The organism is Streptomyces sp. NPDC003011, from assembly GCF_053591515.1.
The window spans coordinates 39909-53096 of record NZ_JBSFTY010000063.1 but is presented as its reverse complement, the minus strand read 5'-3'; the positions used below and the strand labels follow the sequence as shown (position 1 = coordinate 53096).

At 70.1% G+C, this 13188-nt stretch carries 14 protein-coding genes; 13 read left to right on the top strand and 1 reads right to left on the bottom strand.

Going from position 1 to position 13188, the window contains the following annotated elements; genetic code table 11:
- Positions 1–216, bottom strand: a 216-nt coding sequence (locus tag ACWD0J_RS28815) for a helix-turn-helix domain-containing protein (RefSeq protein ID WP_451498767.1), incomplete at its 3' end; no start/stop codon positions are given.
- 241 nt (positions 217–457) lie between these two features.
- Here ACWD0J_RS28815 and ACWD0J_RS28810 point away from each other — a divergent pair.
- The 13 genes from ACWD0J_RS28810 (at position 458) to ACWD0J_RS28750 (ending at position 13156) form a co-directional block, all read left to right on the top strand.
- Positions 458–1273: an oxidoreductase gene (locus ACWD0J_RS28810; protein WP_451498766.1), complete on the top strand. Its 816-nt coding sequence runs from the start codon at positions 458–460 to the stop codon at positions 1271–1273.
- Between the two features lie 61 nt (positions 1274–1334).
- Complete coding sequence (locus ACWD0J_RS28805; protein ID WP_451498765.1) at positions 1335–2186, top strand: alpha/beta fold hydrolase; 852 nt, start codon at positions 1335–1337, stop codon at positions 2184–2186.
- A gap of 311 nt (positions 2187–2497) precedes the next feature.
- The gene (locus ACWD0J_RS28800) at positions 2498–3649 is read left to right on the top strand and encodes a low temperature requirement protein A (protein ID WP_451498764.1); all 1152 of its coding nucleotides are present in this window, start codon (positions 2498–2500) and stop codon (positions 3647–3649) included.
- 62 nt (positions 3650–3711) lie between these two features.
- Complete coding sequence (locus tag ACWD0J_RS28795; protein ID WP_451498763.1) at positions 3712–3834, top strand: hypothetical protein; 123 nt, start codon at positions 3712–3714, stop codon at positions 3832–3834.
- On the top strand, positions 3831–4490 hold the full coding sequence (locus tag ACWD0J_RS28790) for a response regulator (protein WP_451498762.1): 660 nt from the start codon (positions 3831–3833) through the stop codon (positions 4488–4490). The genes ACWD0J_RS28795 and ACWD0J_RS28790 overlap by 4 nt, the downstream gene beginning before the upstream one ends.
- A 66-nt stretch (positions 4491–4556) precedes the next feature.
- The gene (locus ACWD0J_RS28785; protein ID WP_451498761.1) at positions 4557–5147 is read left to right on the top strand and encodes a class I SAM-dependent methyltransferase; all 591 of its coding nucleotides are present in this window, start codon (positions 4557–4559) and stop codon (positions 5145–5147) included.
- Between the two features lie 200 nt (positions 5148–5347).
- Entirely contained in the window at positions 5348–6181 is an 834-nt protein-coding gene (locus ACWD0J_RS28780) for an enoyl-CoA hydratase/isomerase family protein (protein WP_451498760.1), read from the top strand.
- Positions 6182–6403: 222 nt separating this feature from the next.
- Positions 6404–7900 carry an MFS transporter gene (locus tag ACWD0J_RS28775; RefSeq protein ID WP_451498759.1) on the top strand — a complete coding sequence of 499 codons (1497 nt, stop codon included), beginning with the start codon at positions 6404–6406 and terminating at the stop codon, positions 7898–7900.
- Complete coding sequence (locus ACWD0J_RS28770; RefSeq protein ID WP_451498758.1) at positions 7897–8457, top strand: PaaI family thioesterase; 561 nt, start codon at positions 7897–7899, stop codon at positions 8455–8457. Before ACWD0J_RS28775 ends, ACWD0J_RS28770 begins: the two co-directional genes overlap by 4 nt.
- 102 nt (positions 8458–8559) lie before the next feature.
- Positions 8560–9258, top strand: coding sequence for an SDR family oxidoreductase (locus tag ACWD0J_RS28765; RefSeq protein ID WP_451498757.1), 699 nt, complete (start codon positions 8560–8562; stop codon positions 9256–9258).
- A 78-nt stretch (positions 9259–9336) separates the two neighbouring features.
- On the top strand, positions 9337–9978 hold the full coding sequence (locus tag ACWD0J_RS28760; RefSeq protein ID WP_451498756.1) for a (2Fe-2S)-binding protein: 642 nt from the start codon (positions 9337–9339) through the stop codon (positions 9976–9978).
- A gap of 5 nt (positions 9979–9983) precedes the next feature.
- The gene (locus ACWD0J_RS28755; RefSeq protein WP_451498755.1) at positions 9984–10964 is read left to right on the top strand and encodes an FAD binding domain-containing protein; all 981 of its coding nucleotides are present in this window, start codon (positions 9984–9986) and stop codon (positions 10962–10964) included.
- Positions 10961–13156, top strand: a complete 2196-nt coding sequence (locus ACWD0J_RS28750) for a xanthine dehydrogenase family protein molybdopterin-binding subunit (RefSeq protein ID WP_451498754.1) — start codon at positions 10961–10963, stop codon at positions 13154–13156. The genes ACWD0J_RS28755 and ACWD0J_RS28750 overlap by 4 nt, the downstream gene beginning before the upstream one ends.
- Positions 13157–13188: the final 32 nt, after the last annotated feature.

The window sequence follows — 13188 nt, the reverse complement described above, 5'->3', positions numbered from 1 at the left end:
GATGGCGTCGATGAGCTGCTGCTTCGCGGAGACGGCGAGTGCCTCCAGGAGCGCCTGCCGGTTCGCGAACCGCCGGTGCACCGTGATCCGGGTCAGCCCCGCCGCCTCGGCGATCTGCTCCATCGAGGCACCCGCGTCCTGGGCTAGGACCCGCTCGGCCGCCTCCAGAATCGCGCGCACACTGCGCTCGGCATCTGCACGCAGTGCTCGACCCATGTCGGTCTCCTCTGTCGGCGGTTCATCTGTCTGTTGACCCTGTGTAGAGGATACGTGAACGCTACGAATCTCCAGTTAATTGATGCTCTCATGTTGCTTCTGCTCCCAAAGTTGATACATTGATGACACGGATCGGGGAGTCGCACCGACCGGGGACGGGCGTGAGAATTCATCCGCCATCGGTACCGCGATCCCCATCCACAGCAAGACGAACGCAACCCCTTTGAGCCAGGAGTCCACCATGACGACAACACGACCGGTAGCCCTCGTGACGGGCGCGTCCTCCGGCATCGGCAAGGCAGCCGCTCTCGCGCTGGTCGAAGCGGGCTACGAGGTGGTCGGGACCAGCCGCGACACCACGCACGTCACCCCCCGCAAGGGTGTGACCTTCCTCGACCTCGACGTGACCAGCGACGCGTCGGTGACCGCCGCGGTCGGCGAGGTCATCGACCGGTTCGGACGGATCGACGTCCTGGTCAACAACGCCGGCATCGGCTCGGCGGGCGCCGCCGAGGAGAGCTCCGCCGCCCAGGCGCAGGGCCTCTTCGACATCAACGTCTTCGGCGTCATCCGCATGACGAACGCCGTCCTGCCGCACATGCGCGCCCAGGGCAGCGGACGCATCATCAACATCTCGTCCATCGTCGGATTCATGCCGCAGCCCTACATGGCGGTCTACGCCGCCTCCAAGCACGCCGTCGAGGGCTACTCGGAGTCCGTCGACCACGAGGTCCGCGAGTACGGCGTACGGGTCCTGATCGTCGAACCCGCCTGGACCAGCACCGCGTTCGACGCGGCCAGCGTACGGCCCGACCAGCCCCTGGACGTCTACGCCAACCAGCGGCACGTCTTCGAGGAGTACATGGCCCAGGCGGTCAAGGACGGTGACGACCCCGCCGTCGTCGCCAAGGAGATCGTCGCGGCGGCGAGGGACGCCAAACCGAACCTGCGCTACACCGCCGGTGCCATCACCGGACGCGTCCGCACCATGCGCCGCATCGTCCCCACCCGGATGTTCGACCAGCAGCTGCGCAAGATGAACCGGCTGCCCGCCTGACGCCCGCGCCTCCACGCCGTCCACCTGGCACAGCCACAGCAACAAGAAAGTGAAGCTCGCCATGACCACCTATCTGGCAGACGCGGCCGAGAACCTCACCGTCGGCGGTCCCTCCGCGACGTTCACCTACCGGCGCATCGGCCCGCGGGGCGGCATCCCGCTGGTCCTGCTGAACCGGGTCCAGGGGACCATCAACTGGTGGGACCCGCAGTTCCTCGACCACCTTGCCGCCCACCACGACGTGATCGTGTTCGACAACGTCGGCACCGGCTACACCACCGGCAACCCGCCCGACTCCGTCGAGGGACTCGCCGACGGCACCGTCGAGTTCATCGACGCCCTCGGCCTGACGCAGGTCGACCTGCTCGGCTGGACGCTGGGCGGCACCGTCGCCCAGCACATCACCCGAACCCGGCCCGACCTGGTCCGCAAGCTGGTCGTGGCGGCCGCCAACCCCGGTGGCACGGTGCCTGGCACGCCCGCCCCGAACCCGAAGGTGCGGGCCATCATGACCAAGCCCGAGGTCACCGCGGACGACCTGGTGTTCCTCTTCTTCCCCGAGACCGAGACGGGTCGCGCCGCCGGGTACGAGCACCTCGCCAGGGTGTCCACACGGCTCGCCGCCGGGGGCCCCGGTGTGTCCGAGGCAGCCGGGCAGGGCCAGATCGCCGCAATCGGCAAGGACGCGTCGGTTCCCTTCGAACAGGTGCGAGCCGACCTGGAGAACATCACGCAGCCCGTCCTCTACGCCACCGGCATGAAGGACGCGATGATCCCCGCCCTGGCCGCGTACACCGCTGTCCAGCATCTCTCGAACGCCACCCTCGTCGCCTACAGCGACGCCGGCCACGCCTTCCTCTTCCAGCACGCCAGGGACTTCTCCACCCAGGTGACCAGCTTCCTCGCCGCCTGACCACTCGCACGGACACCGGCACGGCAGGGGCCGGGAACCCGTACCCGGCCGTCGACAAGAGCCAGATCCATATGCGCCTATCGGGGCCGAGGAAGACGGTGTGACGTCACTCGGCCTCGACATGGCCGATGACGGGTCGGTCAGCGCCGCCGTCCAGCGGGTGAGAGGGGCTGACACCCCAGTGCGTGGAGGACCCGGCGCGCCATCCATGAGGCGCCGGCTGATGAACGTGCCAACATCCGTGAGCAGTTCCACTGTCTGTCGTCGGTCGGGGCCGCCAGGACCTCGCCGTGAAATCGAGGAGATCCACCGTGCAGTTGCCCAGCGATCCGGCGCGCCGGGAGGTCACGCCGCTGGAGTTGTTCTTCGACCTGGTCTACGTCTTCGCGATCGGCCAGCTGTCGCATCAACTCCTGGCCCATCCGACATGGGCCGGCGCCGCTCAGACGCTCGTGCTCTACGCCGCGGTCTACGCGGTGTGGGCGTACACGACCTGGACGGTCGCCCTCGTCCCGGCCGAGGACCCGCGGACCCGGCGGATGCTGCTGGCGGTGATGCTCGTCGGGCTGTTCATGAACGCCGCGATCCCGCGAGCCTTCGACGACGCCGGGTGGGTCTTCGTCGTCACCTACCTGCTCATTCACATCGGCCGGACGGTGTGGCTGCTCACGATCGGCCTCGACGCGGTCAACCAGGAGCATTTCCGCCGCGTCCTGATCTGGTTCGTCGCGCCGGCACCGTTGTGGCTGATCGGCGCGGCGGCCGGCGGCGGCACGCGGCTGGCGTGGTGGGCCGCGGCCGTTCTGGTCGAACTGGTGGGCACCTTGACGGCGCATCCGCTCCCCGGCCGCAGGCTGGACTCCCGAGAGGTCACCTTCGCCGGCGGGCACCTGCTGGAGCGCGGCCGTCTCTTCATGATCATCGCGTTCGGTGAGACGATCCTGACCACCGGCACCGCGCTCACCGCGGCGCCGTACGAGCCGATGACGCTGCTCACCGCCGGCGTGGCGCTCACCGGCACGATCGCGTTGTTCTGGCTGTTCTTCAGTCGCTCCGAGCGGGTCGTGCGCCACTACGAGCTGACCGAGGACCCGATACGGGCCGGACGCAGCGGCGTCTACAGCCTCATGGTCTCCGTCGCCGGGATGATCGCCGTAGCCGCGGGAGACGAACGCGTCATCGCACACCCGGCCCATCACGCCGGTATCACCACGAACCTGCTGCTGTTCGGCGGACCGGCCCTCTACATCGGCGCGCAGACCTGGCACGGGGCAACCCTGTTCGACGACCTGCCCAGGGCACGGCTGGTCGCGTTGTCCGCCCTGGTCATCGGATGCGCGGTCACGTTGGCCGCCCCGGCATACCTGGCGGCCGTCATCGCCGCCGCGATCATCGTGACACTGACCGCGTTCGAAGACCGCCGTCCGATTGGGGACGCGCGCGCGAAGCCGATCCCCCGGTGAGACCAGCACGCCTTTCTCCATGCACCACATCACCGTATTTCGCCCATTGACCAGGAGTTTCCATGGACCTCTCCACCAGCACCCTCCTTGTCGCCGGAGCCGGCCAGGGTCCCGGTCGGGCGCTCGCCGGCGAGCCGCTCAGCCGCGGCACCGCCCTCTGCCGCTGGGAGGGCGGGGCGCCATGACGGGGGCCAGTGTGTTGATCTGTGACGCCCAGGAGCTCATGCGGGTCGGCCTGCGCATGGTGGTCGACAGCCAGGCGGACCTCACGGTCGTCGGCGAAGCCGGGGACGGAGAGGCGGCCGTGGCGCAGGCACTCACGCTGCGCCCGGACCTCGTCCTCATGGCCGTGCGGCTGCCGGGCCTGGACGGTATCTCGGCCACCGCGCAGGTGCGCGCCGCGCTGCCCGGGACGCAGGTGCTGGTCATCACCGCGTGCGACCGCGACGAGTACGCCTACGCCGCGCTGCGAGCGGGAGCGAGCGGCTTCCTCCTCAAGGACACGCCGACCGCCGAGATGCTCGTCGCCCTCCGCGGCGTGCTGCGCGGCGACGCGATGATCGCCCCGTCGGTGACACGGCGGCTGATAGACCGGTATGTCACCCGCACCGCCGCACCGCACACCGACGCACGCCTCGCCGTACTGACCGACCGCGAACGGGAGGTGCTGGCTCTGGTCGCCCGCGGGCTGAACAACACGGAGATCGCCGACAAGCTGTTCCTCGGCGAGACCACGGTCAAGACCCACATAGCCCGGATCCTCACCAAGCTGCACCTCCGCGACCGGATACAGGCCATCGTCATGGCGCACGAAAGCGGACTGGTTCGCCCTGGAGGATGACACGGTCCGGCCCTCGGGATGACTTCCGACGACACAACCACTGCCTAGCTTCTGGGCATGTCGATCATGGGCGAGTTTCTTCGCCACCCCCGGCTCACCGGTGCCGTCATGCCCAGTTCTCCCACGCTCGCGCAGGCCCTGACCGCCGGTCTGGACCTTCACCGCGCCGACGTCGTGGTGGAGCTGGGGTCCGGCACCGGCGCGATCACCGAAGCGATCCTGCAACAACTGGCCCCGGGGGCACGGCTGGTCGCGGTCGAGCTCAACCCTGTACTCGCCCGCCGACTCGCCGACCGGTACCGCGACAGCCCCGTCGAGGTGGTCCACGGCAGCGCCGAGGACCTGACGACGCTCGTCCCGTACCCGGTCGACGTCATCGTCTCCGGTCTGCCCTGGACCGTCATGCCGCACGAACGGCAGCGCCGGATCCTCGACGCGGCGGCCGGCGTACTGAGTCCGGGTGGCCGGTTCAGCACCTTCGCGTACGTACACGCGGCATGGACGCCCCCGGCCCGCCGGTTCGCCACCGAACTGACGGGGCGGTTCTCCACCGTGGAACGCAGCCGGGTGGTGTGGCCGAATCTCCCGCCGGCGTACGTGCACCGCGCGGTCGTACCGGTCCACAAGAGACCACCGGAGGTAGCACACGGAAGGTAGCCCCTGGCGGCCATCAAACAGCCCGTTCGCTACGCCACCGGCATGCAGCCCGCAGCGACGCCGGGCACGCCTTCCTCTTTCAGCAGACCAAGGGCGTCACGATCCAGGTGACCAACGCCCGCACCGGTTGACGAACAGCAACCGGCAACAGATCCCCCATTACCCCGATCAAATCCACCCCCTCAGCACGGGAGCACACCATGACGCAGCACGGCCAGTTCAACATCGAGACCGTGACACCGAAGATCCGCAAGGTCACCTTCTCGAATCCGCCCGTGAACCTCGTCGGCGCGGACACCGTCGCCCAACTGCTTGAGGTGGTCGACGAGGTGAGCCGGGACGAGAAGGTCCAGGTCGTCATCTTCAGCAGCAGCACGCCGGGCTACTTCTTCAACCACGCCGACCTCGGCCAGGTGCCCGAACTCCTTGCGCTGACCGGCGCGGACGGGACCCCGACGTGGGTCGACCTCGTCACGCGCCTGACCAACGCTCCGTTCATCAGCATCGCCTCCATCCGCGGGCGGACGAGGGGCGGCGGGGACGAAATCACCCTGGCCTTCGACCTGCGCTACGCCAGCCGCGAGGAGGCGATCTTCTGCCAGCCCGAGGTCGCGACCGGCCTGGTCCCGGGCGGTGGCGGCGGCGACCGTCTCCCCCGACTGCTCGGGCGGGACCGCGCGCTCGAGGCGATCCTCACCAGCCAGGACTACGACGCCGAGCGGGCCGAGCGGTACGGATGGGTGACCCGGGCCGTCGCCGACGCCGAACTCGACGACTTCGTGAACGGCGTGGCAGCGCGCATCGCCTCGTTCGACAAGGCGGCCGTGGCGGGCGCCAAGGCGCAGATCAACCGGGCGACCCTGCCGCCGGAGGCCGACCTGCGGGCGTCCTGGGCGGAGTTCGCGGAGTCGGTCATGTTGCCGGGATTCCAGGGGCGCATCCCGCAGCTCGGCAAGCTCCTCGCCGAGATCGGTGTCGAAGAGGTCGAGAAGAACCTGGGCGACTACCTCGGCATCGCGAACCAGCAGGCATAGTCACCGCCCACAACCTCCGACAGCCGCCCACATCCTCGGGCAGCCGCCCACATCCTCGGGCAGCGAGGAAGGATCTCCATGAGCAGGGACCGGGTCCCTCCGGCCGGCACCTCCGCGTCGGCAACGGACCGACCGCCGAGCGGCAGCGGCGGGAGCGGTCGCAGGGCCGGAACGGGCCGGCGAACCACCGCCCGGCCCGGGGAAGCACTGACGCTGTTGGCGATGTGTCTGGGCGTGATGATGACGTTTCTGCTCGTCACCGCCACGATCTCGGCGATGTCGGCGATCCAGGCCGATCTGCGGGTCAGCCCCGGTGCGCTGATCTGGATACCCAGCGCGTACACGCTGGTCGTGGCCGCTCTGGTGCTGTCGTCCGGCACGCTGGGCAATCTCCTGGGCCGCAAGCGGATGTTCTGCGTCGGCGTGGTCGTCATGATCGCGGGAGGCTTGCTGGCCGCGACCGCCGACACCACCGCCACGGTGATCGCCGCGCAGCTGGTCTCCGGTGTAGGCGGCGCGCTCATCCTGCCCAACAGCCTGGCCGTGCTGGGCGCGGCCTTCGCCGATCCGCAGCGGCGGACCGAGGTGATCACCGTGTGGGCGGCGTCGTCGGGCATCGGCCTGGCCGTCGGCCCGCTGCTCGCCGGTGTGCTGCTGGACCGTTTCAGCTGGCACGCGGTGTTCGTGCCGAACTCCGTCCTTGGGGTGATCACGCTGCTGGTCGCGGTCCCGTTCGCCGCGGAGTCCCTGGCCCCCGACGGCCGTCTGGACGTGGTCGGCGCGACTCTGGGCACCGTCACGATCGCGAGTCTCGTCTACGCCCTCATCCAGGGCGGCGAGGACGGGTACACCGCCGGTCCCGTCCTCGCCGCCTGGGTCGCGGCCGCGGCCTGTGCGGTGGTGTTCGTCGCCGTCGAGCTGCGGGTGGCGGCGCCGATGCTCGACGTGCGGCTGTTCGCCTCGCGCTCGTTCAGCGCCGTGATGGTCATCGCCGCGGTGTCACTGTTCGGCTTCACCGGCGTGGCCGTCCTCGTGGTGATGTTCTACAACAACGTCCAGCACCTGAACGCGCTGGACACCAGCTGGCGCATGCTGCCGCTGTTCGGCGTCTACGTCGTCTCGGCGTTCCTGACCGGCCGGGTGATCCGCCGTACCGGCTTCAAGGCACCCCTGACGGTCGGTCTGCTGCTCGGCGCTCTCGCCGTCTTCGGCCTGACCACGGTCGGCGCGGACACCCCCTACAGCCGGGTCTGGCCGCTGTTCGCCCTGTTCGGCGCCGCATCCGGCCTGTTCATCGCGCCCAGCACGGCCGCCGCGCTGGTCAGCGTCGCCCCCGAGCGTGCGGGCATGGCCTCCGGCGCCGTCAACACCGCCCGGCAGGTCGGCGCGGTCATGGGCACCGCGCTGCTCGGCTCGCTCCTCGCCGGCCGCGTCACCGCCGACCTGCCCCACCAGCTCGCGGCGCACGGCGTTCCCGCCGCCGCCCGCACACCCATCGAGCAGGCCGTCGCCTCCGGGGCCACCGGTGCCGCTCCGCCCGCCGACGCGGGGCGAGCGGCGATCGCGGACGCCTTCACCTCCGGGATACACGCCGGCCTGGCCGTCACCGCCGCCGTCTTCCTCGCCGCCGCCGTGCTGGCCCTCACCTCCGTACACAACCGCCCCCACCCGAACGGAACGCCCATGCCCACCCCCACGACCACCCCCACGGCCTCATGAGTGCGCAACCCGCCCCCCGGCACCGCGCCTACACCTGGCAGGATCCCCGCCCGATCATCGAGGCCGCCCAGCAGCTGAGCGGCCTGGAGGTGATGCAGGGGATCGGCAAGGGAACGCTGCCGGCTCCTCCGGCCGCGAACACCCTCGCCCTTGAACTCATCGAGGTCGAACCGGGCCGCACCGTGTTCGAACTGACCCCCGCGGAATGGCACTACAACGCGCTCGGCACCGTCCACGGCGGCGTCCTCGCGACCCTCGCCGACAACGCCCTGGGCGCCGCCGTCTACACCCGCATCCCCGCCGGAACCGGCTACACCACGCAGGGCCTCAACATCACCTTCCTGCGCCCGGTCACCGCCGGCACCGGCCGCGTCCGCTGCGAAGCCACAGCTACGCACGTCGGCCGGCGTACCGCCTACGCCACCGCCACCGTCACCGACCTCACCGGCCGCCTGCTCGCCCACGCCACCACCACCTGCCAGATCCTTCCGGCAGGCGGCCGGCAGCCCGCGCGCACCGGTGACCACGCCGCCCACGGCACCGGCCCGACCACCTGACCCCACGGCCGATCCCGAGCAGGGACGGAACACCGACCCCTCGATTCGACCGGCTGTCCTTCCCCCATTCATCACCAGCGCCAAAGCACCAGGAGCATTTTCATGGACCTCTCCACCAGCACCGTCCTCGTCACCGGAGCCAACCGCGGCCTCGGCCACGCACTCGCCACCGAACTGCTCAGCCGCGGCGCCTCCGTCTACGCCGGCGCCCGCAACCCCGGCCAGGTCGACCTGCCCGGCGCCACGCCGATCGCGCTCGACATCACCGACCCCGACTCGGTCACGGCCGCCGCCAAGGCCACCGGTGACGTGACGGTCCTGATCAACAACGCGGGCATATCCGTCGGCGGCAACCTGCTCACCGGCGACCCGGACGCCATCCGCCGGGACATGGACACCAACTTCTACGGCACCCTCTCGGTGGTCCGGGCCTTCACACCCCAGATCGCGGCCAACGGCGGCGGCGCGATCCTGAACATCCTGTCCGCCCTGTCCTGGTACAGCTTCCCGGACATCGGCTCCTACTGCGCCGCCAAGTCCGCCCAGTGGGGGCTCACCAACGCCCTGCGCGTCCAGCTCGCCGACCAGGGCATCCGGGTGGCCGGACTCCACGTCGGCGGCATGGACACCGACATGTCCCGGGAGCTCGACGGCCCCAAGACCGCCCCCGCCGACGTTGCCCGGCTCGCCGCCGACGGCATCGCGGCCGGCGCCTACGAGATCGTCGTGGACGACACCAGCCGCCAGGTGCAGGCCGGCCTGTCCGGAGGCGTCGCCGCGCTGTACCCGCAGCTGCCCTGACCCACAGCCGTCCGGCACGCCGATGAGCGAGACCACCGACCCCTCCACCCCAGCTGTCACCGAACGAAGAGAGTGGCTATGTCCACCGGACTTCCCGAGTCATACGGTTCTCCCCCTGACGGGCCCGCGCCGGCACCGTCCCGACGAACGTTCATCGCCACGACGACCGCCGTCGGCAGCGCCGTGATGGCGGGCGGCCTGGTCGCGGGAGCCTCTGGGGTTGGCGCCGAGGAGGCGTCCGCCGCCGAAGCTTCACCCAGCGGTCGCGTCGCGCTGACCGTGAACGGCAAGCGGCACATCGCCGTCATCGACAACCGGACCTCACTGCTGGACCTCCTACGCGAGCACTTCGGCCTGACCGGCACCAAGAAGGGCTGCAACGCGGGCGCTTGCGGGGCCTGCACGGTCCTGGTCGACGGACGGCGGGTCAACTCCTGTCTGACGCTGGCGGTGCGCCTGGAGGGCGTCGAGGTCACCACCATCGAGGGCCTGGCCGATGGCGACGAACTCCACCCGCTGCAGCGGGCGTTCGTCGAGCAGGACGCGTTCCAGTGCGGGTTCTGCACACCGGGTCAGATCATGTCCGGCGTCGGCTGCATCCAGGAAGGGCACACCGGCTCCAAGGACGAGATCCGGGAGTGGATGAGCGGCAACATCTGCCGCTGCGGCTGCTACGTGAAGATCGTGCGTGCGGTCGAGCAGACCGCGCAGGGGAAGTGAGCGCCATGTACCCCTTCTCCTACACGCGGGCCACCAACACCCGAGAAGCCCTCGACGCCGGTCGCCGCGGCGGGCGTTACATAGCCGGCGGCACCACCCTGGTCGACCTGATGCGTGAGACCGTCGAACGCCCCGAGGCGCTGGTCGACATCACCAGTCTGCCGCTGCGCGAGGTGAGTGTCACCGAGCGCGGCGGGCTGCGGATCGGTGCGCTGGTGCGGATGGCCGAGGCCGCCGCCCACCCCAAGGTGCGCACCACGTACCCGGTCATCTCGCAGGCCCTGGAGTTGAGCGCGTCCGCCCAGTTGCGGAACATGGCCACCATCGGCGGCAACATCATGCAGCGCACCCGGTGCACGTACTTCCGTGACGTGACCGCCGCCTGCAACAAACGCGAGCCAGGTTCCGGATGCGCCGCGCTCGAAGGCTTCAACCGCACCCACGCGATCCTCGGCACGTCCAAGGACTGCGTGGCCACGCACGCCTCCGACGTCGCCGTGGCCTTCGCCGCACTGGACGCGACCGTCCACCTGCTGGGCCCGGCCGGTGAGCGCACGGTCGCCTTCGCGGACTTCCTCCTCCAGCCCGGCAGCACCCCAAACCGTGAACATGCCCTGCGAAAGGGCGATTTGATTACGGCAGTGGAGATCCCGGCCCATCCGCGTCCGCTCAAGTCGGGCTATCTGAAGGTCCGCGACCGGCAGTCCTACGAGTTCGCCCTGACCTCGGCGGCCGTCGCCCTGCACATCCGCGGCGGGGTGATCCGGGAGGCGAAGGTGGCGGCCGGAGGGGTCGGCACGGTGCCGTGGAAGCTGCCCGCGGTAGAGCGGCACCTGATCGGCGAACGCCCCTCGAAAGCCCTGTGGACGGACGCCGCGGAACGAGCGGCGGACGGAGCCCGCCCCCTGGAGCACAACCGCTTCAAGGTCGAGCTGGTGAAACGGACCGTCGAGCGCCAGCTGCGCATCGTAGGAGGCACCGCATGAGTCCGCAGCCACAGGCAGCCGTCGGCGCCGCGCTCTCCCGGGTGGACGGCCGGCTGAAGGTCACCGGCAAGGCGCTGTACGCCGTCGACCACGACCTCGACGGAGCCGTGCACGCGGTCGTCGTCGACAGCAGCGTCGGCAAGGGCCGCATCACCGGCATCGACACCCGCGCCGCGCTCGCCCACCCCGGCGTGCTGAAAGTGATCAGCCACCTCAACGCTCCCAAGCTGCCCTACCAGCGCAACCCGCTGCCCACCGCCCCGCCGGGCGAGCGACTGCACGTCTTCCAGGACGACAAGGTCCTCTTCCACGGTCAGCCGGTCGCCGTCGTGGTGGCCACCACCCTGGAGGCCGCCCAGCACGGCGCCAGTCTGGTGAAGGTGAACTACGACGCCGAGCGGCCGTCGACCGACATGGCTGACGCACAGCCAGGCGAGCCACAGAAATACGCACGGGGCGATACGGACAAGGCGCTGGACTCGGCCGCCGTACGCATGGAGATGACCTACCACCTCGCCCGCAACAACCACAACGCGATGGAGCCGCACGCCACCACCGCCCGCTGGGACGGCGATCAGCTCACCGTGTGGGACAAGACCCAGTGGGTGTTCGGCACACAGATAGAACTCGCCACGGTGTTCGGTATGGCGCCGCCGTCGGTGCGCGTCATCTCGCCGTTCGTCGGCGGCGGCTTCGGCAGCGGGCTGCGGGCCTGGCCGCACGTCGTCATCGCGGCCCTCGCCGCCCGCGAGGTGAAGCGCCCCGTCAAACTCGCCCTGACCCGTAAACAGCTGTACTTCGGAACGGGCTTCCGGCCCACGTACGAGTACAAGGTGCGCCTGGGCAGCGACCGGCGAGGCCGCCTGACCGCGATGACCCATGACGTGCGCGCCGAGACATCGTCGTACGAGACGTTCATGGAGTCCGTCCTCGTCCCGGGACAGATGCTCTACAGCATGCCCAACGTCAGCCAGGAGTACCGGACGGTACCGCTGGACGTGCACACCCCGCTGTTCATGCGCGGCCCCGGGTACACCACCGCCTCGTACGCCATCGAGTCGGCCATGGACGAACTCGCCCACAAGCTCGGCATCGACCCGATCGAGCTGCGGCTGCGCAACGAACCCGAGGAGGATGAGTCCAGCGGGCTGCCGTTCTCCACCCGCAGGCTGCGCGAGTGCTACACGGTCGGCGCCCGCGAGTTCGGCTGGCACCGCCGCAACCCCGGCCCGCGCTCCACCCGTGACGGCGACTGGCTGATCGGCACCGGCATGGCCACCGGCGTCTACGACACCGCCCGCAACGACGCCCAGGCATCGGTCAGGCTGGACGCCGACGGCACCGCGCTCATCCAGTCCGCGGCCAGCGACATGGGCCCGGGCACCTACACCTCCCAGACCCAGCTCGCCGCCGACGCCCTCGGCCTGACGATGAGCAAGGTGACGTTCCGCCTCGGCGACTCGCTCATGCCGCCGGCCCCGCCGCACGGCGGCTCCTGGACCATGGCCAGCGTCGGATCAGCCGTCCAGGACGGCTGCGACAAGCTGCGGAAGCAAGCCGTCAAGCTCGCCGTCGAGGACGAGAAATCGCCGTTGTACGGCCTCGATCCCGACACCGTCGTGGTCCGCGGCGGGCGGCTGCACGTGAAGACCAACCCCGCCCGCGGCGAGACCTACCAGCGACTCCTGACCCGCAACAACCGCACCCACCTCGAAGTGATGGGATCCTTCACCCGGCCCACCGGGCCGGAACGGTTCTCCCTCTTCGCCTACGGCGCGGTCTTCGCCGAGGTCGCGGTCGACGCCCGGCTGGGTCTGGTCCGGGTGCGGCGCATGCTCGGCGTGTACGACGCGGGCCGCATCATCAGCCCCAAACTCGCCGACAGCCAGGCCCTGGGCGGCATGGTCGGCGGCATCGGCCAGGCCCTGCTGGAGCACACGGTCACCGACCACCGCGACGGCCGCATCGTCAACGCCGACCTCGCCAACTACCTCGTCCCCGTCAACGCCGACGTCCCGGACCTGCGGGCCATCTACCTCGACGGCGACGACCGCGAGGCCGACCCCATCGGCGTCAAGGGCCTGGGGGAGATCGTCCAGGTCGGGGTGGCACCCGCCATCGCCAACGCGGTCTTCCACGCCACCGGCCGCCGCATCCGCGAACTGCCCATCACCGCGGAAGCCCTGCTCTGATCACCTGGGTGCCCATGGGGTGCCCCTTCGAC

Bases quoted from the DNA above. Each gene is read 5' to 3' on its own strand.
- ACWD0J_RS28810 (WP_451498766.1), top strand. From the start codon at position 458: ATGACGACAACACGACCGGTAGCCCTCGTGACGGGCGCGTCCTCCGGC.
- ACWD0J_RS28805 (WP_451498765.1), top strand. From the start codon at position 1,335: ATGACCACCTATCTGGCAGACGCGGCCGAGAACCTCACCGTCGGCGGT.
- ACWD0J_RS28795 (WP_451498763.1), top strand. From the start codon at position 3,712: ATGGACCTCTCCACCAGCACCCTCCTTGTCGCCGGAGCCGGCCAGGGT.
- ACWD0J_RS28790 (WP_451498762.1), top strand. From the start codon at position 3,831: ATGACGGGGGCCAGTGTGTTGATCTGTGACGCCCAGGAGCTCATGCGG.
- ACWD0J_RS28785 (WP_451498761.1), top strand. From the start codon at position 4,557: ATGGGCGAGTTTCTTCGCCACCCCCGGCTCACCGGTGCCGTCATGCCC.
- ACWD0J_RS28780 (WP_451498760.1), top strand. From the start codon at position 5,348: ATGACGCAGCACGGCCAGTTCAACATCGAGACCGTGACACCGAAGATC.
- ACWD0J_RS28775 (WP_451498759.1), top strand. From the start codon at position 6,404: ATGTGTCTGGGCGTGATGATGACGTTTCTGCTCGTCACCGCCACGATC.
- ACWD0J_RS28770 (WP_451498758.1), top strand. From the start codon at position 7,897: ATGAGTGCGCAACCCGCCCCCCGGCACCGCGCCTACACCTGGCAGGAT.
- ACWD0J_RS28765 (WP_451498757.1), top strand. From the start codon at position 8,560: ATGGACCTCTCCACCAGCACCGTCCTCGTCACCGGAGCCAACCGCGGC.
- ACWD0J_RS28760 (WP_451498756.1), top strand. From the start codon at position 9,337: ATGTCCACCGGACTTCCCGAGTCATACGGTTCTCCCCCTGACGGGCCC.
- ACWD0J_RS28755 (WP_451498755.1), top strand. From the start codon at position 9,984: ATGTACCCCTTCTCCTACACGCGGGCCACCAACACCCGAGAAGCCCTC.
- ACWD0J_RS28750 (WP_451498754.1), top strand. From the start codon at position 10,961: ATGAGTCCGCAGCCACAGGCAGCCGTCGGCGCCGCGCTCTCCCGGGTG.